Source organism: Actinoplanes sp. NPDC051537, from assembly GCF_055586105.1.
The window spans coordinates 278,679-298,793 of the sequence record NZ_JBVJIU010000009.1; the positions used below are offsets into that span (position 1 = coordinate 278,679).

General features: G+C 71.5%; 17 protein-coding genes. 7 read left to right on the forward strand and 10 right to left on the reverse strand.

Annotated elements, in window-relative coordinates:
* The first annotated feature begins 12 nt into the window (after positions 1-12).
* A complete protein-coding gene (locus tag ACZ6TB_RS23710) occupies positions 13-696 on the forward strand; it encodes an HAD family hydrolase (protein WP_465557004.1) in 684 nt (227 codons plus the stop codon).
* A gap of 350 nt (positions 697-1,046) precedes the next feature.
* On the opposite strand, the gene ACZ6TB_RS23715 is transcribed toward ACZ6TB_RS23710, so the two are convergent.
* Positions 1,047-2,249, reverse strand: coding sequence for an epoxide hydrolase family protein (locus ACZ6TB_RS23715; protein WP_465557006.1), 1,203 nt, complete (start codon positions 2,247-2,249; stop codon positions 1,047-1,049).
* A gap of 201 nt (positions 2,250-2,450) precedes the next feature.
* Here ACZ6TB_RS23715 and ACZ6TB_RS23720 point away from each other — a divergent pair, with 201 nt between their 5' ends.
* Positions 2,451-4,049 carry a glycoside hydrolase family 27 protein gene (locus ACZ6TB_RS23720; protein ID WP_465557008.1) on the forward strand — a complete coding sequence of 533 codons (1,599 nt, stop codon included), beginning with the start codon at positions 2,451-2,453 and terminating at the stop codon, positions 4,047-4,049.
* Between the two features lie 10 nt (positions 4,050-4,059).
* On the opposite strand, the gene ACZ6TB_RS23725 is transcribed toward ACZ6TB_RS23720, so the two are convergent.
* Positions 4,060-8,046, reverse strand: coding sequence for a beta-galactosidase (locus ACZ6TB_RS23725; RefSeq protein ID WP_465557010.1), 3,987 nt, complete (start codon positions 8,044-8,046; stop codon positions 4,060-4,062).
* Between the two features lie 78 nt (positions 8,047-8,124).
* Complete coding sequence (locus tag ACZ6TB_RS23730) at positions 8,125-9,105, reverse strand: NADPH:quinone oxidoreductase family protein (protein WP_465557012.1); 981 nt, start codon at positions 9,103-9,105, stop codon at positions 8,125-8,127.
* 136 nt (positions 9,106-9,241) lie between these two features.
* Here ACZ6TB_RS23730 and ACZ6TB_RS23735 point away from each other — a divergent pair, with 136 nt between their 5' ends.
* Positions 9,242-9,829: a TetR/AcrR family transcriptional regulator gene (locus ACZ6TB_RS23735; protein ID WP_465557014.1), complete on the forward strand. Its 588-nt coding sequence runs from the start codon at positions 9,242-9,244 to the stop codon at positions 9,827-9,829.
* On the opposite strand, the gene ACZ6TB_RS23740 is transcribed toward ACZ6TB_RS23735, so the two are convergent.
* The 5 genes from ACZ6TB_RS23740 to ACZ6TB_RS23760 all read right to left on the reverse strand — a co-directional run bounded on the left by ACZ6TB_RS23740 (position 9,822) and on the right by ACZ6TB_RS23760 (position 15,460).
* A complete protein-coding gene (locus tag ACZ6TB_RS23740) occupies positions 9,822-11,402 on the reverse strand; it encodes an ABC transporter permease (protein WP_465557016.1) in 1,581 nt (526 codons plus the stop codon). The two genes, ACZ6TB_RS23735 and ACZ6TB_RS23740, sit on opposite strands and share 8 nt — an antisense overlap.
* A complete protein-coding gene (locus ACZ6TB_RS23745) occupies positions 11,399-12,325 on the reverse strand; it encodes an ABC transporter ATP-binding protein (RefSeq protein WP_465557018.1) in 927 nt (308 codons plus the stop codon). The genes ACZ6TB_RS23740 and ACZ6TB_RS23745 overlap by 4 nt, the downstream gene beginning before the upstream one ends.
* 145 nt (positions 12,326-12,470) lie before the next feature.
* Positions 12,471-14,489, reverse strand: a complete 2,019-nt coding sequence (gene treS / locus ACZ6TB_RS23750) for a maltose alpha-D-glucosyltransferase (protein ID WP_465557020.1) — start codon at positions 14,487-14,489, stop codon at positions 12,471-12,473.
* A gap of 75 nt (positions 14,490-14,564) precedes the next feature.
* A complete protein-coding gene (locus tag ACZ6TB_RS23755; protein ID WP_465557022.1) occupies positions 14,565-14,729 on the reverse strand; it encodes a hypothetical protein in 165 nt (54 codons plus the stop codon).
* Positions 14,726-15,460, reverse strand: coding sequence for a hypothetical protein (locus ACZ6TB_RS23760; RefSeq protein ID WP_465557024.1), 735 nt, complete (start codon positions 15,458-15,460; stop codon positions 14,726-14,728). Before ACZ6TB_RS23760 ends, ACZ6TB_RS23755 begins: the two co-directional genes overlap by 4 nt.
* Positions 15,461-15,503: 43 nt before the next feature.
* On the opposite strand from ACZ6TB_RS23760, the gene ACZ6TB_RS23765 reads away from it, so the two are divergent.
* Genes ACZ6TB_RS23765 through ACZ6TB_RS23780 form a run of 4 tightly spaced genes read left to right on the forward strand, consistent with a single transcriptional unit; the run spans position 15,504 to position 17,367 of the window.
* On the forward strand, positions 15,504-15,998 hold the full coding sequence (locus ACZ6TB_RS23765) for a histidine kinase (RefSeq protein ID WP_465557025.1): 495 nt from the start codon (positions 15,504-15,506) through the stop codon (positions 15,996-15,998).
* Positions 15,999-16,039: 41 nt separating this feature from the next.
* Positions 16,040-16,348, forward strand: coding sequence for a sensor histidine kinase (locus ACZ6TB_RS23770; RefSeq protein WP_465557027.1), 309 nt, complete (start codon positions 16,040-16,042; stop codon positions 16,346-16,348).
* Positions 16,345-16,836 (forward strand): response regulator, encoded by a 492-nt coding sequence (locus ACZ6TB_RS23775; RefSeq protein ID WP_465557029.1) that lies wholly within the window; start codon positions 16,345-16,347, stop codon positions 16,834-16,836. The genes ACZ6TB_RS23770 and ACZ6TB_RS23775 overlap by 4 nt, the downstream gene beginning before the upstream one ends.
* A 9-nt stretch (positions 16,837-16,845) precedes the next feature.
* Positions 16,846-17,367: a methyltransferase family protein gene (locus ACZ6TB_RS23780; protein ID WP_465557031.1), complete on the forward strand. Its 522-nt coding sequence runs from the start codon at positions 16,846-16,848 to the stop codon at positions 17,365-17,367.
* A 101-nt stretch (positions 17,368-17,468) separates the two neighbouring features.
* Here the strand turns inward: ACZ6TB_RS23780 and ACZ6TB_RS23785 are convergent, their stop codons facing one another.
* Entirely contained in the window at positions 17,469-19,589 is a 2,121-nt protein-coding gene (locus ACZ6TB_RS23785) for an acyltransferase family protein (protein WP_465557033.1), read from the reverse strand.
* A gap of 93 nt (positions 19,590-19,682) precedes the next feature.
* The gene (locus ACZ6TB_RS23790; protein WP_465557035.1) at positions 19,683-20,111 is read right to left on the reverse strand and encodes a hypothetical protein; all 429 of its coding nucleotides are present in this window, start codon (positions 20,109-20,111) and stop codon (positions 19,683-19,685) included.
* Positions 20,112-20,115: the final 4 nt, after the last annotated feature.

The window sequence follows — 20,115 nt, forward strand, 5'->3', positions numbered from 1 at the left end:
AGTGTCGCGGCCATGTTCGATGCTGTCCTGTTCGACTGTGACGGGGTGCTGGTCGACTCGGAGAGCATCACCAACGGTGTCCTCCGGGCGATGCTGCACGAGCTGGGCTGGCAGATCAGCGCGGCCGACTGTTTCCGGCTGTTCGTCGGCCGGGCGCTGCGCGACGAGACCGCCGTCATCACCGCCCACACCGGCTTCGTGGTCACCGACGACTGGCTGCTCGACTTCCGCGACCGCCGCAACGAGGCGCTGGCGGCGTCCCTGCAGCCGATCCCCGGAGCGGTGGCCGCGGTCCACGAGATCGACACCCGGATGGCCGGCAAGATCGCCTGCGCCAGCGGCGCCGACCTCGGCAAGGTGCGGCTACAACTGCACAAGGTCGGCCTCGACCAGGTCTTCGCCGGCAAGATGTTCAGCGGCATGGACCAGCCCCACAGCAAGCCGGCGCCCGACGTCTACCTGGCCGCGGCGGCCGCCCTGGGCATCGACCCGGCCCGCGCGGCGGTCGTCGAGGACACGGTCCCCGGCGTGACCGCGGGCGTCGCCGCGGGCGCGACCGTCTTCGGCTTCTGCCCACCCGACAGCCCGGCCCACCACCCGCCGAAGGCGCTGCTGGAGGCCGGCGCCACCCACATCTTCACGGCGATGGCGGATCTGCCGGCCCTGATCGGCCGCCCGGTCCGCGCGACGCCGTGAGACGCCGCACCGGAGTGGTCGGCCGATCGGCGGCCGGCCACTCCGGGCCGCGATGAACGCGACGGGCCACGGTGAGCGCGAGCGCAAATCGCTCTGCTTACCTGGAGTAAGCGGCCGGGTGGAACGCATAGGTAAGCAGAGCGACAATCGCTCTGCTCACCTGGAGTAAGCGGCCGGGTGGAACGCATAGGTAAGCAGCCGAGTGGAACGCATAGGTAAGCAGAGCGACAATCGCTCTGCTCACCTCGAGTAAGCAGCCAGGTGGCGGGCCACGGTGAGCGCGGCGGGCCACGGTGAGCGCGGCGGGCCACGGTGAGCGCGGCGGGCCACGATGAACGCGGCGGCCGCCGTCAGCGCAGCGGACGGAACGCGGCCCGCAACTCCGCCGCGAACAGCTCCGGCTCCTCCCAGGCCGCGAAGTGGCCGCCGCGATCGACCGCGCCGTAGTAGTTGAGCGTGGGGTAGGACTGCTCGGCCCAGCTGCGCGGCGTCTTCCAGATCTCGCCGGGAAAGGCGCTGAAGCCGACCGGGACGCGCGGGTCCGGGAGCGGCGCGCTGCCGGCCGCGGACCCGTCCGGGCCGTAGGCCTCCCAGTACGAGCGGGCCGCGGACGTGCCGGTGCCGGTCAGCCAGTAGGCCGTGATGTTGTCGAGGATGTGGTCGCGGGTGAGGTTGCCCGAGGGCTGGTCGCCGGCGAAGGCTTGGGCGATCTTGTAGTACGCGTCGGTGTCGTGGTCGATCATCCAGGCGGCCAGGGCGGCCGGGGAGTCCAGCAACGCGTACCCGATGGTCTGCGGTCGCGTGGCCATCTCCACGAAGTAGCCGTTCCCGCTGGTCTGGAAGGTCTTGAGGGCGGCCAGCGCGGCCCGTTCCTCGTCGGTCGCGTTCGGCAGCGACGCGGGGTCGTTGAGCGCCGTCACGAGCAGGTTGGTGTGGATGCCGGCCAGCCCGTCCGGGCCCAGCCGGCCGATCGCGTCGGTGACGCCGGCGCCGACGTCGCCGCCCTGGGCCACGTAGCGGTCGTAGCCGAGCCGGCGCATGAGCTCGGCCCAGGCCCGCGCGGTACGCACGAGGTCCCACCCGGTCTCGGCCGGCTCGCCCGAGAAGCCGTACCCGGGCAGCGACGGCAGCACGAGGTGGAACGCGTCCCCGGCGGCGCCGCCGTGGGCCGTGGGGTCGGTGAGCGGGCCGACCGAGTCGAGCATCTCGATGACCGAGCCGGGCCAGCCGTGCGTCATGATCAGCGGCAGCGCGTCCTCGTGCTCGGACCGCACGTGCACGAAGTGGATGTCCACACCGTCGATCTCGGTGGTGAACTGGGGCAGCGCATTCAGCCGGGACGCGACCCGGCCCGCGTCGTACTCGGTGGCCCAGTACTGGCGCAGTGCCTGCATCGTGGCCAGCTGCACGCCCTGCGAGCGGTCGTCGACGATCTCGCGGCTCGACCAGCGCGTCGCCGCCAGGCGGTGCTGAAGATCGTCGAGCGCGTCTTTGGGAATCTGCACGGTGAAGGGCCGGATGGCGCCGCCGGCCTGCTGATCGAGCGTGGTCATCTCGGACACAGCCTCTCTCGGAACCTGCACGGACACCCCTGAGCCTGGTCGTCCCGGGCGCGCCTCGCGCCAGTGATGAACCCTGGTCGGCTCCGGGCCAGGGACCGGTCGGCCGGCGCTACTGTCAACCTTCGTTACATAGTGATATACGTGAATGCGTTAACTCCCGGCGAAAAGCCCGGCAGGAATGAGGGTCGACGGATGTTGATGACAAACCGCCGCTGGCTGATCCGGATCGCGGTGCTGCTGCTGGCGGCCGGCGTGACGAGCTGGGGCATCGACGTGCGGACCGCGACCCCGGCGCAGGCCCTGCCCAACAACCTCGCGCTGACCCCGCCGATGGGCTGGAACGACTGGAACGCGTACGGCTGCAATGTGTCGGAGTCGCTGGTGAAGCAGACCGCCGACAAGATCGTGTCGGCCGGGCTGGCCGGCGCGGGCTACCAGTACGTGAACATCGACGACTGCTGGATGCAGCAGAGCCGGGACGCGGCCGGCAACCTGCAGCCCGACTACGCCAAGTTTCCCGACGGGATCGCCGGCACCGCGGCGTACGTCCATGGGAAGGGTTTGAAGTTGGGCATCTACGAGGATGCCGGCACGGCGACCTGCGCCGGCTACCCGGGCAGCCTCGGCCATGAGGCGCAGGACGCGCGTTCCTTCGCCGCGTGGGGCGTCGACTATCTCAAGTACGACAACTGCAACAACAACGGCTCGAGCACGACCCAGCAGTACATCGCGCGGTACTCGGCGATGCGGGACGCGCTGGCGGCGACCGGGCGGCCGATCGTCTACAGCATCTGCGAGTGGGGCGTGAACGCGCCGTGGACCTGGGCCGGTGACGTGGGCAACCTGTGGCGCACCACCGGCGACATCCAGGCCAGCTTCGGCAGCATGGTGTCAATCTTCCACCAGAACGTGGGGCTGTCCGGCTATGCCGGGCCCGGCCGGTGGAACGACCCGGACATGCTCGAGGTCGGCAACGGCATGTCGGCGACCGAGGACCGTGCGCACTTCAGCCTCTGGGCGGAGATGGCGGCGCCGCTGCTGGCCGGCAACAACCTGGTCAACGCCAGCGCGACCACGCTGTCGATCCTCGGCAACCGGGCGGTGATCGCCGTCGACCAGGACTCGGCGGGCAAGCAGGGCCGGATGGTCAGCTCGTCCGGCGGGCTCGACGTGCTGGCGAAGCCGCTGGCCAACGGCGACGTGTCGGTGGTGCTGTTCAACGAGAACGCCGCGACCGCGACGATCACCACGAGCGTGTCGGCGATCGGCAAGTCCGGCGCGGCCAGCTACGGGCTGGCCGACCTGTGGGCCGGCACGAGCCGCAGCACGGCCGGGGCGATCAGCGCGAGCGTGCCGGGGCACGGCGTGGTGATGTACCGGGTGTCGGGCGGCACCACGAGCGGCGGCACCGGCGCGGTGACCATCCGGGGGGCCGGGTCGAACCGGTGCCTGGACGATCCGAACAGCACGACCACCAACGGCGCCCAGCTGGTGATCTGGGACTGCCACGGCGGCGGCAACCAGCAGTGGACGCGCAGCGGCAGCCAGCTGGTGGTCCTCGGCAAGTGCCTGGACGCGTACGACAACCAGACCTCGCCCGGCACCAAGGTGGAGATCTGGGACTGCAACGGCCAGACCAACCAGCAATGGACCGTCAACGGCGACGGCACGATCACCGGGGTGCAGTCGGGCCTCTGCCTGGACGTGACCGGCGCCGCGACCGCCAACAACTCGCCGATCGAGCTGTGGACGTGCACCGGCGCGGCCAACCAGAGGTGGACGCTGAGCTGAGGACGCGGCCTCAGCCGCAGGTCAGGGTGGGCGCCGCCCAGTCGCCGTGGTCGTTGCCGTTCCCGTCGCCGCCGTCGCCGACGACCAGGTCCAGGGCCTGGGCGCCGGTGACGTCGACGTCGATCGCGGTGGCCGCCTGGCGTCCCTTGAGGACCGGGGTGGTGGCCAGCGACCGGCCGTCGGCGAGGACCTCGAAGGTCACGGTGCCCGCGCCGTTCTGCTCGTCGTCGACGCCGGCGCCGGCGGTGAAGCGGGTGCACCGGCCGCCGAGGTAGACCTGGACGTCGCTGACCGCGTTGGTGCCCAGGCCCTTGGGGTACGCCTGGCCGGCGATGGTGATCGGCTTGCCGTCGCCGGCCGCCTGCTCGCCGTTGCTCGTGTCGCGCTCGACCGGGCCCCAGCCGTTGGTCGCCGAGAGGAACGGCAGGTCGCTCACCGCGACCGAGCCCGCGGGCGGCGGCGCGTAGTCGCCGACGATGCGCTCGTCGCGCGCGGTCCCGCCCGGGTAGGAGACGGTCACCGCGATCGCGGCCGTCGGCGGCTGGGCGCCGGTCGGCGGGGTCACCTGCCACGTGAACGGGGTGGTCGCGGCGACGGTCCAGCCGGCGGGCGCGGTCAGGACGGCGGTCGCGTGCGCGACGAGGGGCCGCGGGCCGGTCACCTTCGCCGTGGCGGTGAACGGCACACCGGGCTGCACGCTGGACGGCGCCTGGAGATCGACGTGGACCTTCGGCGCCGGCGGGATGGCGTATTGACGGGCGTCATAGCCGGGGCTGGCCACGCCGGCCACCTTCAGCGGCGACGCATAGCTTCCGTAATTGGTCAGCGAGACCTGACCGAGGCCGCCGGTCGTGCCGTCCAGGTTCCAGACCGCGATGGCGATCGTGTTGCGCCCGGCGGTCCGCAGAATGCCGTTCGGGATCGGGAAGCTGTGCTGCGGTCCGAGGTAGTTGACGTAGTTGCCGATCAGCCAGCCATTGACGTAGAGCTCGGCCCGGTAACGATGCGACGGGTCGTCGGCGATGGTCAGCCCGATCGAGGTGTCCTGGCCCTTCGGCAGGCGCAGATCGGCGGTCGTGCGATACCAGGAGACGCCCGGAGTGGTGTCCCGGCCGGCCTTCTCCCAATGACGGTCGTCGAACCCGGGCAGCTGCCAGCCGGCCCGCTCCCCGAACAATCCGCCGGTGGCGAGTGGCCCGCGCACCGGATCAATCAAATTCTCTCCCCCGCGTACGCCCTGGAGCCGCCACGTGATCGGCGTGGTGGGCGCGCCGAGGAGCGAGGCGCCGGTGAGCCCGCGGGCCGCCTTGTTGCCATTGCTGGAGTTGTAGTCCTCCTCGTGACCCATGTTGACGGTCAGCACCGAGACGATGTTGTCGCCGCTGGTCTTCAGCACGCCCGCGGGGAACGCGAAATTGCCGGCGCCGTTCGTCGAGCTGCCCAGGAAGGCGCCGTTGACCCAGACCGAGAAGGCCTGCGCGCGGCCGCCGGAATCGGAGGTGAGGTACACGCCGGTGGCGCCGGACGAGGTCGGGAACCGGCCGCGGTACCAGGTGCTGCCGGTGTGGAATCCGTAGTCGTCGGCGTAGAGGACCGGCAGCGTTCCGGGGCCGGTGACGCTGAACGTGCTCGTCTTGTCGGCCACCGGCCAGCTCGAGTCGTCGAATCCGGGCTGCGCCTCCGGCGATTCGGCCCGATGCTTCCAGTCGGTCAGGGCCGGCAGGGAAATCGGCGCGGCGGTGGGAATGGCGCCGTGGGAGACGATCGAGCCGTTCCACCGAACGGTGGTCGCCGCGCTGAACACCTCGATGGCCGGATCGGTTCCGTTGTCGCCGGTCAGTTCGAGGACCCGGCCGCCGGCGACGCTCGTGGCCGTCCGCAGCAGGTGGGTGCCGCGCACCAGCACCGGCCCGGTCGCCGTGTCCTGACGCCAGAACGTCGCGGCGGTCGGCTTGTCGGCCAGCAGGAGCAGCAGCGGCCGCCGGCCCGGCTCGGTCACCGTGACCCGGGTCAGCCCGCCGTGCGTGTAGTTGAGCCGCAGGTCGCCGGTCGCCGGGTCCCAGGTCTGCTCGACCGCGCCCTGCACGGCCGGCTTGGACGCGAAGCGCAGCACGGTCTCGCCGTCGGTGCCCGGGTCGCCGTACAGGACGGCCACGTCGCGGGGCCCGATCGCGGCCTGGGTGAGCAGCTCCGAGGTCGAGTACTGCAACTGCGTCCGGCCGAGCTTGGCGTCGGCGACGAGCAGCCGGGAGTCGCGGCCGTTCAGGGTGATCGCGGTTCCCGGCTTCTGCGGCACGGTGGGATAGACCGGTTCGGTCGTGGCCACGGCCGGGGGCAGGTCGATCGCGTCGATCGAGACGAAGTTGTCGGACGATCCGGCGGCGTGCGTGCCGGTCACCACGATCTTCAGGGTGTGCGGTCCGTCGGCGAGACCGGTCGCCTGGAAGAGAACGGCCTGGGCGGCGCCGCCGGAGCAATCCACGGTGGCCTGCTTGACGTCGTCGACATAGACGTCGGCGTACCCGTGATTGCTGGTCTTGGATCCGATCCAGCGGATCGCGGGGCCGGTGAACGGAATGGTGAGCGAGTCGCCGGCGACGTTGGCGAACGATTCGGACTTCTGGTAGTCGCTTCCGGTGTAGCTCTCGTTGGCCACGTGCGACCAGGCGCCCGCGTATTGCAGCGCCGGGTCGGCGTCGTCATAGGTGTAGGACGTCGTCGCCCGCGCATTGAAGTCGATGGCGATGTGCGTCCTGTCGACCGCGGTGGACGTCGAGTCGTTGTGCCTCAACACGTGGAACTGGGCGCCGGTGTCGGGATTGCGGCGCGCGGTGTCGACAATGGCCGCGTCGTCGGGCGGCGTCACCGGGATGCGGTCGGTCTTGGTGAGGTCCGGCATCGACTGGGTCAGATAGCCGATGAGCTTGTCCTGGTCGTACTTCGGATCCAGTTGCCGGGTCTCGCGAATGGCCGCGCCGTAGTCGTACGACGTGTAGTTCTGCGGCATGCCGAGCCAGCCCCAGTTGGTCCCGCCGTACGTCATGTAGAAGCTCTGCGCGGTCGCGCCGACCGCGATGTTGTTCTTGTAGAACACGTTCGCGAACTGGTCGTTGATGAGCTGCGCGCATTTGTCGTAGCCCGGCCCGCCCCACGGGTCGAAGGCGCCGCCCTGGAATTCCGGCGTGTAGAGCGGCCGTCCTTCCGGGTGGTCGTAGCTGATGTCCGGCACGCCCCGCCACACCGTCGGATTCGAACAATCGAAACCTTGGGGGTACGCGTCGGGCCCGTCGATGTCGAGCCGGCCCACGCCGTCGTTGAACGTGCCGTTGTTGTTGCCGGTCAACGGCACGGTGATGCCGTCGGCGCGGGCCTTGTCCGCGAGGTGCTGCATGTATTGCCGGCCGGCCGCGTTGCCGTTGTAGTACTCGTTCTCGACCTGATAGGCGATGACCGAGCCGGTGCCGTTGGTCAGCTGGTGCCGGGCCACGATCTGGTCGATCCGGGTGAGCCATTCATCGGCGTACGCGAGAAATTGGGGGTCGTTCGTGCGATTCTTCTCGTCCTTGGTGGTGAGCCAGCCGGGCAGCCCGCCGCCGTCGACCTCGGCATTGATGTACGGCGCGGGCCGCGCGATGACGTACAGGCCGGCCTGCTCGGCCATGTCCAGCAGCAGATCGACGTCGCGGACGCCGGTGAAGTCGTAGACGCCGGGCCGCGGCGAGTGGTAGCCCCAGTCGAAGTAGAGCGAGGTGGCGTTGAAGCCGGCCGCCTTCATCTTCTGGAAGATGTCGAGCCAGAGGCTGGGGCTGGGCAGCCGGAAGTAGTGGAACTCCCCCGACCAGAGGTACGTCCGCTGCCCGTCGACGAGGAACGAGTAGCCGTCGAAGGTGACCGCGTGGACCGCCGCCGCCGGTTTGACGGCCGGTTGCTCCGGCAGGGGCGCCACCGTCACCACAGCCAGCATCAGGCCCGCGAGCGCTCGCAGCCATCGAGTCATCCCCGTGCCTCCCGCCAAGAGCGAACACACATCGCCAAGACCGAACGATATCTATCGCTATCAATCGTCCGCAAGGGCTCAGGGTCGTAGGGCCAGCTTGCCCACGGTCGCCCGCGCCGCCAGCTCCGCGAGCACCTTGGGACCCTCGGCCAGCTCGTGCACGGCCGGTTCGCCGGGGCCGAGCACGCCGGCCGCGACGAGGCCGAACAGCTCGCCCATGACCGCGCCGAAGATCTGTGGCGCGGCCTGGATCAGGATGCCGATGTTGAGGCCGACGACCTGGACCTGGTGCCGGTATACCAGGTCCCAGCTGGTCACCGTCGCGTTTCCGGCGGCCAGGCCGTAGACGACGACCCGGCCGGTGACCCGCTTGGCGGCGGCCAGGCTGGCCTCGAGGGTGGCGCCGCCGGCCGACTCCAGCACGAGGTCGGCGCCCGCGCCGCCGGTCAGCCGCCGGACGTCGGCGGCGATGTCCGGGCCGCGGGAGTCGAGGACGTGGTCGGCGCCCAGCGCCCGGACCACCTCGTGCTTGCCCGGCGAGGCGGTGGCGATCACCGTCGCGCCGTAGTGCTTGGCCATCCGTACCGCCGCCTGTCCCGTCCCACCCGCGGCGGCATGGATCACCACCGTCTGCCCCGCCGCGAGGCCGCCCAGCGGTCGCAGCGCCGCGAGCGCGGTCGGCCAGCTCACGACCAGGCCGAGCGCCTGCTCGTCGGCCCAGCCCGCGGGCACCGGGACCGCCCCGGCCGCGGGCAGCACCATCTGCTCGGCGAAGGCGCCGCCGTTGATGCCGACGCCGATGACGTGGGCGCCGGGTTCCAGGCCGGTCACCCCTTCGCCCACGGCGGTGACCTCGCCGGCGCCCTCGATGCCGGCCACGTAGGGCGGGCGCGGGCCGCCCGCGAAGTCGCCGCGGGCCTGGGAGATGTCGACGAAGTTGACGCCGGCCGCGGTGACCCGGATCAGGACCTCGCCCGGGCCCGGCGCCGGCGCCGGCGCGTCGGTGATCAGGCGCAGGTCTCGGGGGCCGTTCAGGGACGTCTGCTGCAAGGCACGCACGGCTGCTCCTTTTGTTTGCCGACTTTGTTGGTCGACTTTGTTTGTCGATCGACCAACAAAGGGTGCCCGGTCGTGCCCGCGCCGGTCAAGGTAATCTTGAGCGATCGACCAACAAATCTCTTCGGAGGCGCACCCGATGGCGACACGCGGCCGGCCGCGCACCTTCGACCCCGACGCGGCCCTGCGCGCGGCGCTCGATCTGTTCTGGGAGCGCGGGTACGAGGGGACGTCGCTGAACGACCTGGCCCAGGCCATGGGCATCGCCTCGGCCAGCATCTACGCCTGCTTCGGCAGCAAGGAGAACCTTTTCCGGCAGGTCATGGCCCGCTACGCGACGACCTCGGGCGAGCCGCCCCGCCGCGCGCTACGTGACGAGCCGACCGCCCGGTCCGCGATCCACGCGATGCTGCGGGCGACCGCCGACCAGATCACCGGGCCGGACACGCCGCACTACTGCATGCTCATCCTGGCCGCCCCGATCGGAGCGATCGAGAACCACGCGATCCGGGAGTTCCTCGCCGACCGCCGCCGCGACCAGTACGCGACCATCCGGGAGCGCCTGGCCCGCGACCTCTCAGCGCCACCGGAACGGGTCGACGCGGTCGCCCGCTACTACACGACCGTGATGCAGGGGCTGTCGATACAGGCCCGGGACGGCGCGACCCGCGACGACCTCGAGGCGGTCATCACCTGTGCGATGGCCGCCTGGGAGCAGCTCATATGACGTCGCGCCGCCGAAATCCGGCGAACGCGACCGCGGTCAGCGCCAGGGCGACCAGCGTGACCCAGGCCAGGCCGGACCAGTCGGGGTCGGTGGCGGTGACGTTCGGGACGTGCCAGAGCGGGCTGATCCCCAGGATCCAGTCCCACAGCCGGAACAGCGGGCCGAGCAGGGTCAGGGCGAAGGTGGCGACCACGCCGAGCCAGCCCACCAGCCGGACCCGGGGGTTGGCGCCGACCGCGGCCAGCGCGAGCGCGACCAGGGTCCACACCGCGGGGATCGTCGCCAGCGCCTGGCCGATGACGTCTCCGGCGGCGAGGTCCGGCTCGGCCGCCGACGCGATCAGGCCGATGACGGTGCCGCTGATCAGCAGGGCCACGGCCGGACCGCCGAAGGCGACGAGCGCGTTGCTGGCGAGGAACTTCGACCGGCTCAGCGCCCCGGCGAGCACCGGCTCGACGCGGTAGTCGACCTCCTCGGCGTACACGCGCATGACGATCTGCACCCCGAAGACGGCGGCGATGATCCCCACCAGCTGGAGGATCGTGACCAGGAACGCGAAGGTCAGGCCGGCCTGAGTGGTCGCGCTGGAGCGGACCAGGGGGCTGTCGGCGAAGATGTCGCCGACGGAGGTGGCCAGGAACCCGAACACCGTGCCCAGGGCGGCGAACGCGATCAGCCAGGAGATCAGCGATCCGCGGTTGATCCGAACCGCGAGACCCCAGACGCCGGCCGCCCAGCCGCCACGGGCCGGGCCGCGCCGGGGAGCGATCATGCCGAGACCGAAGTCGCGGCGGGCGTGCAGCACCAGCGCGACCGCGGCCAGCACGAGCGCGAGCCCGAGCGCGAGCAACAGCGGCCAGGCGTGGTTGCCGGTCGCCGGGCGAACCCGTTCGAGCCAGCCGAACGGGGTGAGCCACCCCGTCCAGGCCGGCGCCTCGCTGGCATCGAAGAAGCCGCGCATGATGTAGAAGACGCCCGCGGTCGCCACCGCGATGCTGTTGGCGGTGCGCGCGTCCGAGCCGATCTGCGCCGCGACGCCGGCGACGCCCGCGAAGATCAGCCCGGCGGCGGTGAAGGTCGCCGACAGGGCCAGGGAGTTCAGCCAGCCGCCACCGCAGGCGACCGTCAGCAGCCAGGAGACGACGCCGAGGACGACCGAGGCGAGGGCCGCCATGATCAATGCGGCGGCCAGGCGGGTCTGCCGGCCCATCACGCCCGAGGCCAGCAGCTCGGCCTGGCCGGAGTCCTCGTCGGCGCGGCTGTTGCGGACCACGATGAAGATCGTCATGAGCCCGGCGAAGAAGGCGCCGAGGCCGCCGGCCCGCCACGCGTTGAAACCGTCGGCGGTCAGCAGGTCACGGGCCGGCCCGAAGATCAGGCTCAGGGCCGGGTTGGCGCCGAGCGTGGCCGCCAGCTGCTGCCGATCGGCCAGGTCGGGGAACACCCACGCGTAGGCCAGCACCGACGACGCCGACAACGCGGAGATCAGCACGATCCAGGGGCCGATGTTGCGGGCGTCCTGCTTGATCGCGGCGCGCAGCAGCGGCCGCGCTCCGGTCAGCGTCTGGTTCATGCGGCGCCGCTCTCGTTGTCCCGGCCTTCGTTGTCCCGGCCTTCGTTGTACTGCCGCAGGAACAGCTCCTCGAGCGAGGGCGGCGCCACGGTCAGGGAGGTGAGCGGGTAGCGGCTCAGCTCGGCCATCGCGGCGTTGAGCCGGCCGGCGTCGACGGTGCCGGTGAACCGGCCGTCCTTCAGCCGGGCGTCGTGCACGGCGGTCAGGTCGTCCAGGCTCGCCGGCGGCTCGGCGAAGACGGCGTGGATCGTGGTGCGGGTCCGCCGGCGCAGCTGGTCGAGAGTTCCGGTCTCCACCACCTTTCCGGCGCGGATGATGCTGATCCGGTCGGCCAGGGCCTCGGCCTCGCTCAGGATGTGGCTGGACAGCAGCACGCTGCGACCCCGGGCCTTCTCCTTGGCGATCTCCTCCTGGAAGATCGCCTCCATCAACGGGTCCAGGCCCGAGGTCGGCTCGTCCAAGATCAGCAGGTCGACGTCGGAGGCGAGGGCGGCGACCAGGGCGACCTTCTGCCGGTTGCCCTTGGAGTACTGCCGGCCGCGCTTGGTCGGATCGAGATCGAAGCGCTCCAGCAGCTCCTTGCGGCGGGCCTCGTCGAGCCCGCCCCGCAACTTGCCGAGCAGGTCGATCGCCTCACCGCCGGTCATGCCCGGCCACAGCGACACGTCGCCCGGCACGTACGCGAGCCGCCGGTGCAGGCCGACTACGTCCCGCCACGGATCGCCGCCGAGCACCCGCACCTGACCGGCGTCGGCCTTGAGCAGGCCCAGCAGCACCCGGATCGTGGTCGACTTGCCCGCGCCGTTCGGCCCCAGGAACCCGTGCACCTCACCCTGGGCGACGTGCAGGTCCAGCCCGTCCAGCGCTCGGAACGACCCGAAGGACTTGACCAGTCCCTCCACCTGAATGACCGAGGTGCTCATGACGTCGCCCTTCCCGAGCGGTCGACGAGGAATTCAACGGGCGAAGAGTTCCGCCCCGACCATAAATTCCACGACCGTTGACGTCAACGCCCGCGGAGCCGTACCGACGTGATCCGATCCCGCGGTCGTCGTGCCGCGCTCACGACTACTCCGCGGGCGATGATCCGGACGGCGGGCCGATGAGCAGGCACCTTCCCTCCCACGGTTGCAGGGTGAGGGCGTCGGCGGGCAGGTGCTCGCTCGCCGGGCGGGCGGTGGCGGCCTCGCCGGAGAAGTTCAGGACGGTCGCCTGCATGCGGCCGGTGTCGAGCCGGTGGATCATCGCGAGGACGGCCGGGTGGCCGGTGGGCGGGACCTCGACCTGGACGCTGGTGGCGATCCGGTGCCGGTCGCGCAGGTCGAGAATGGCGGACAGGCGGCGGACGTACGAGGTCGGGTCCGCGATCTGCTCGGGAAGCGACCCGTAGAGCGCCTCGCCGCGCGGGATCCTCGACGGCGACTCGGTGGCCTCGGGGCGGTAGTCCATCAGGTCGTAGGCGCCGCGGTGGATCCAGCGGGTGTCGCCGGACGCGAGCAGGTCGGGGATCCGCTGCCGGGGCAGGGTGAGCATGCCGCACAGGTCCCAGCCGGAGATCGCGAAGACCCCCGGCTGCAGGGCGTTGAACATGGCCAGCAGCAGATGGGCCCGCTTGATCGTCTCGATCTGCCGGGCGTCGAGGCCGGTGAGGTCGCGGATGCCGAGGGCGGCGGCGATCACGGTGGCGGTCGTGCAGGCGATGCCGTTGGTGGTGAAGATGCCGTTGTACGGGGCGGCCTCGCCGGTCAGCCGCTCGATCAGCTCCCGGCGGACGGTGCCGGCCAGTTCCGCGCCGGGTATCGAGCGGCCCCGGAACGGGAAGAGGTCGTCCCGGTGCGGGCCGGCGAAGTGCACCAACTCGTACGTCATCTCGTCGTGGTTCTGCAGTGCGTGCACCAGGCGGCTCGGTGGCAGTCCGAGGCGCAGCGCCAGGTTGAGGGTCAGCCGCAGGAACTCGGTGTCACCGGTGGCGAGCGCGTGCACGTAGGCGGGCCGGTTGACGAAGTCGTACGACAGATCGGGCCCTCGTTCGGAGGTCTGTTTGATGTCGTCGATCGCCAGGTTGAGCTCCTGGAACGTGAATCCGCCGACCTTGCGGACCATGCTCGCGATCAGCTGGTTGACCGCCCCGGACAGCGGGTGCCCCTCGGACCAGGCGGGCTCGCCGGGCCGCGAGTTGCGCTCGACCGCCAGGAACCCGTTGGCGTCCAGCCGCAGCGCGCCGGCGCCGAGATGGCTGAGCGAGTGCAGGGCATCGCCGATGACCAGGCGCATCCCGGCGAAGGTCGGGTCGAGCCAGTTGATCGTGGGCTGCCCGTCCTTGAAGTAGTGCAGGTAGACCCAGCGCCGGCAGACCCCGTCGGCGCCGGTGACCGGCGCGGTCGCGCTCCAGTTGGTGTCCTTGACCCCGTCCTCCTGGAAGATGACCCGCTGCAACGGGCCGACGATGTACCCGGCCTCCTGCAGACGGCGCTCGGCCTCCGCGCCGAGATTGACCGAGTCCCGCCCCGGCGGCACCTCCGCCAGCAGATGCCAGTCCTCGGGCGGGATCTCCACCATGTGATAGATCCCGGGATAGTCGCCGACCTTCATCTCGGCCAGCCGGAAGTCCGGGCCCTTGCCGGTGTGCCCGGGCACGATGTCGTCGATCACCACGCCGCCGTGCGCGGCGGCCACGTCGCACATCCGCCGGAACTCGGGCTCGGTGCCGAAGATTTCGTCGATCTCGGTGCTGATCCGGTCGAAATGCCCGTCGACGCTCGGCGTCGCCTCCCGCCCGAAGATCCCGCCGGCCCGTTTCAGCGGTCCGGTGTGCACGGCGGTGATGCCGATCGCCTCGAAGGCACGCCACAGGTCCTCGTCGCCGAGGGTGGCCAGGAAACTGCGGCCCGGCTTGGTGATCATCGACGGCGGATAGGCGGTGAACCACACCGACGACCGGCCCACCGCCGCCGGGTTCGGGTTCCCGAACGGGGTCTGCGACATGGCGGTGACCCCGGAGAACCGCCCGGCGATCTGCTCCGCCTTCGCGAGCATGGACCTGTTCTGCAGCCAGGTGACGTAGTCACTGTCCTCGGTAGCGTCCACGCCGGTGCCTTCCCGCTGTGGTTACCCCTCCATCCTCCGGCAGCCGGGCGTATCCCGCGACCGCAGGAGCACGGGCTACGGCACCACCGCGGTCAGCGCGTCGGCGCTGCTCGCCGGGTAGAGCGCCCAGCCGCGGGCCCGGCCCGCCCGGGCCAGGAAGGCGCCGACGCGGTTCGGCTTGACCGCCGCGAAGTGCCAGGCCGTGACCGTCCAGTGCCAGACGACGTGCGGGTCGGTCACGCCGGTGCGGCCTCGCGGTCGCCGACCCGGGCGCGAGCGCGAGCGCGGGTTCGGCGGCGGGCGCGCAACCCGAGCGCCACACCCACGATCGGGCACCACAACGCCCAGCCGAAGATGCCGGCCATCCAGAAGCCGTACAGCGCATCGGTGTTGGTGGTGACCGCGACCGTGCCGAGGGCCGCGGCCACCGTGATCGCCGCGCCGAGCCAGCCGATCCAGCGCGCCGTCACGCCGGTGCGCAGGACGGTCACCGAGAACGCGCCGACGAGCAGCGCGATGAAGGCCATCTGGAAGTCGCCGATCAGGTGGGTGAAGCCGGTGATGCCGTACCAGCCGCGCAGCACGTCGTCGTCCACGGTGGCCAGGCGGGCGCCGATCAGGTCGGGCAGCACGACCGGCAGCGCGTCGGCCACCGCGGCCAGGAAGAGCGTCCCGGCCAGCAGGTAGCCGGCGCCGGCGAAGACGTCGGCGAGCGGCGATCGGGGCAGGGCGTCGCGGATGACGCGGGTCAGGGCGGCGGTCAGGACGAGCCAGACCACGACCCCCAGCATCGCGCCGAGCGCGCCGACGCGTACGGCGGTGGCCTCGGAAAGCCCCCACGCACGGATCTCGGCCGGAGTGGCCGTCGCGACCTTCGGGCCCTCGGCCGACTGGGCGAAGGAGAGGATGAGCAGAAAGGGGCCGGTGACGGCGGCGGTGATCGCCGCGCCGCGGGAATCGGTTGTCGTCATTGCCTCATCGCCGACGCCGGCCCACGCGGTCACCGCGACGCTGATGGCCGCGCCCGATCTGCGGAGCGCGGTGACCGGCGCCGTGATCGTCGCCGCCACGCTGTCGGTGTACAGCTGGTCGCTCTACCCCGGCCTGGAGAACCTGCTGATCGCCTGGCTTCAGGGCGGCGCGGTCTTCGCGGTCGGCCTGCTGATGCGGCGGCTGCGGCACACCGCCGTCACCTCCGAGCAGCGCGCCCGGCTCGCCGAGCAGGCGCGCGAGCAGCACGCCGCCGAGGCGGTCGCCGCCGAACGGGCCCGCATCGCCCGCGACCTGCACGACGTGGTGGCGCACGCGATCAGCGTGATCGTGCTCCAGGCGCGCGGCGGCCGGCGGATGCTGGCGGTCGACCCGGACGAGTCGCGGACCGCGTTCGACGCCATCGAGCAGCTCGGCGAGCACGCCCTGACCGACATGCGGCACCTGCTCGGCCTCCTTCGGGCGGCGGCCGACGCCGACCTGGCGCCGCACCGAGCCTGCGGCATCTCGACGCGCTGATCGCCGGGCTGAGCCGGCCCGGCCTCACCATGGTCGCCGATGTGGTGGGCGATCTCGACGCGCTGCCGGCCGGCGTGGACATCGCCGGCTACCGCATCGTCCAGGAGTCGCTGACGAACGTGGTCCGGCATGCGGCGGCGACGAAGGCATCGGTGGCCGTACGGGTGGAGCCCGCCGCCCTGCGGATCGAGGTCTCCGACGACGGCGCCGGCGCGGCGGGCGGCGGCGAGCCCGGTTTCGGCCTGCTCGGGATGCGCGAGCGGGTCGCCCTGTACGGCGGCACGCTCGACGCCGGCGCCGCGTCGACCGGCGGCTACCGGGTCCGCGCCTGCCTGCCGGTGCCGGCATGATCCGGGTGTTGCTCGCGGACGACCAGCGGCTGGTCCGGGCCGGGTTCCGGATGATCCTGCGGGCCGAGCCGGACATCGAGGTGGCCGGCGAGGCGGCGGACGGCGTCGAGGCGGTCGAGGCCGCCCAGCGCCTCCGGCCGGACGTGGTCATCATGGACATCCGAATGCCCCGCCTCAACGGCATCGAGGCGACCCGGCGGCTGATGGCGCTGCCCGGCCCGCCGCGCATCCTGATGGTGACCACCTTCGACCTCGACCAGTACGTCTACGAGGCGCTGCGGCTGGGCGCCGGCGGTTTCCTGCTCAAGGACGCCCCCGAGGACCAGCTGATCGCGGCCATCCGCTCGGTGGTGGCGGGCGTGTCCCTGATCGACCACGACGTCACCCGCCGCCTGGTCGACGCCTTCGCCGACCGGGCCGCGGCCGGCCGGCGCTCGGGCGAGCTGGCCGTGCTCGCGTACGAGACCAGGCTCGTGACCCCGCGTTAGATTGATCCCGTGCGCAAGCTTGACGCCGCGGCCGGCAGTGCGCTCTTCTTCGCGCTCGCTCCCGGCACGGTCGCCGGTCTCGTGCCCTGGTTGCTGACTCGGTGGCGGCTGGGCGCGCCGGTTGCGCATCTCCTTCCCGTACGCGTTCTCGGGGCCCTGATCCTGCTGGCCGCAGCGGTCTTGCTGGTCTACGCCTTCGGCCGTTTCGTGGTCGAGGGACTCGGCACCCCGGCCCCGGTCGCGCCGCCCGAGCACCTGGTCGTGGGCGGCCTCTACCGCTACGTCCGCAACCCGATGTACCTCGCCGTCATCGCGACGATCCTGGGCCAGGCCCTGCTGCTGTGGCGGCCGGTGCTGCTCGGCTACGCCCTGCTGGCCGCGGCCGCGATGGTCGGTTTCGTCGCCGGCTACGAACAGCCGACCTTGACCGACAGGTTCGGCGACGAGTACCGGGCCTACCGCCGCGCCGTCCCCGCCTGGCGCCCGCGCCTGACCCCCTGGCGCCCCGAGGCCGACGACGGCGACCGCTGAGGTTGCGCTGATAGCGGTTGGTAGCCTTCGCCTCGGCCGACAAGGCGGAAGCGCTCGTACGTGCGCCTGGCCGGGCCGCGGCTGCTCCCGATCGTCGCCGGCTAGCGGGGCAGCTTGGTGTCCAGCACCGGCGCCAGCACCGTGGAGAAGGTCGCCGACATGTGGTGCGAGTCGGAGTAGACCAGCACGTTGCCGATCGCGACCGGGCAGGTCACGTCGGTGCAGAACCAGCGCTTCGGCTCGATGACGGTGACCCCGGCGGCCCGCGCGAGCGCCTCCACCTTCACGCGGCGGGCCGGCTCGGCCAGCGCGTGGGCGGCCGGCCGCGCGCAGAGGGTGATCGCGTCGGGATGGGCCGAGGCGCAGTCCGCGGCCCCCTTCTGCAGCCAGGGCGTGTCCAGGATGAGCACGAGCTTGGTGGCCGGCGAGGCGACCTTCTTGATCGACGCCTTCCACCCGGCCAGCCACATGTCCTCGTAACCGGGGGACGTACGCGCCAGCTTCGCCCCGGAGGCGTCGACCAGGCCGCCCTCGTCGGTGTTGTTGGACGACATGACCACCATCGCCGGCCGGTCCCGGCGAATCTTGTCGAGGGCCCAGTTCCGGTATTCCACGCACTTGTCGTTCGGCAGCTTCGTCACCGTGTGGATCACGCGCACCGACGGGACCTGGCAGGCGCTCAGCGTGAGCGGGATGAGGCGCATGCCACGCTTCTTCGCGATGATGTCCAGGGCCGGGAACCAGTGCGCGCCGTGCGAGTCGCCGATCAGGTAGATCGCCTTGGCGCCCTGCGGATCACCGTAGATGCACTGGTCCGGCTTCCGGTTCTTGGCGCCGTCGCACTTCTCCGCGTACGTCCTCGGGACGTCCTTGCTCGCGGCGGCCAACGTTGGCGTGAGGTTCTTCGGCACCCGGTCGAGGTTCGCCGAGCCGGCGACCAGCTTGCTGATGGCCGCCTCCGGGTCGGCCGCCTCGGCGACGATGCGGACCGTGTCGGGCGCCGCGGGACCCACCGGCACCGGCGGCGTGAGGTTCGACGCGATCAGCGCGACGGCCGCCGCCGAACCGGTGAGGGCGAGGCCCAGCCCGATCCCGCGCCGGGACCGGGCCCGCAGCCACGACTGGTAGCGGACCGGGTTCTCCACCAGGTGGTACGTGATGAGGGCGACCACGAGGGCGGCGACCGCCAGGCCGAGGTTCACCTTCACCGTCGCCTCGACGCCGAGGGCCGCCGGACCGATCATCAGGAACGGCCAGTGCCACAGGTACCAGCCGTAGGACAGGGTGCCGACCTGCTGGAACGGCCACGTCCCGAGCACTCGCACGGCGCCGGCGCGCGATCCGGCGAAGCCACCGGCGATGACCGCGGCGGTGCCCAGGGTCGGCAGCAGCGCGGCGTACCCGGGGAAGACCGTGTTCTCGGTGAACGTCAGGCCCGCGACCATCACCGCGGCGAGGCCGGCCCAGGTCAGGACGGCGCCCGCGGTCTTGGTCAGCCGCAGCCGCGTCGCGCCGACGGCCAGGAGCGCGCCGGTCGCCAGCTCGAACGCCCGGGTGTGCGCCCCGAAGTACGCCCATGGCGGGTTCGACCGGCTCTGCAGGATGCTGACCAGCAGCGAGCACGCGATGATCGCCACGAGCGCCACCGCCAGCGGCCGGCGCCGGGACCGCCACGACCACAGCAGGGCCAGCAGCAACGGCCAGACCAGGTAGAACTGCTCCTCGACGGCCAGCGACCAGAGGTGCTGAAGCGGCGACGGCGGACCGTCGGCCCGCAGGTAGTCGGTGCCGATCGCGGCCAGCCGCCAGTTGATGCCGTAGAACGTGCCGAACAGCGCGTCGAGCGAGATCGACGCGAACCGGACGGCGGGCAGCCACAGCCAGCTCGCGATCAGCGTCGCCGCGACCACGAGGGTGGACGCCGGCAGCAGCCGGGTGGCCCGGCGCGCGTAGAAGCCCGAGATCGAGATGCGCCCGGTCTTGGTGAGCTCCCGCAGCAGCAGGCCGGTGATCAGGAACCCCGAGATCACGAAGAACACATCGACGCCGACGAACCCGCCACCGAGCCCCGGCACGCCGGCGTGGCTCAGCACGACGAGGACGACCGCGACCGCGCGGAGCCCACCGATGTCCGGCCGGAATGTCGTCGATGAAGCGGCCTGACCGGTTCGAGCAGTGAGGTGGTCCGGAATTGTCAACCGGACCGTGGTGTCGGCCGCCATTACCCATCCTGAAGATCCCGTTGGTGCAAGCTCCGGGACTCTAGCCAACGTGACGGATTCTCACTACCCCGCCCCGTTCGTACCGTGTCGGCCTCACCGTGCCAGCAGCTCGGCGGCCAGGGCCTCGGCGCTGGGCCTGTCGATGCGGGGGAAGGTCAGGGAGACGCCACCGGCGGGGGTGAACGCCAGGCGCAGGACGCTGACGGCGCCGAACTTGGACTCGGCCAGCGACACCCGGGCGCGGGGGACGCTGCCGAGCAGCTTGTCGCCCGGGCCACCCCAGAAGGTCTGCGACAGGAACAGCAGCCGCTGGTCGGTGACCACGACGACCTGCCGGCCGGTGGTGTTGAGGAACGCGTCCGCGACCGCCCCGGAAAGGCCGGGCACGACGCCGCGGGTCACGGCGGTGCCGAGGCGGCGGGCGTCGAGCGCGCCGACGATCGCGCGGGCGGCGACCCGGGGCCGTTCCCCGGGCGTCAGGTGGGCGGTCACGGCGGCGAAGGCTTTGGTCTGCAGGCTCATGGTG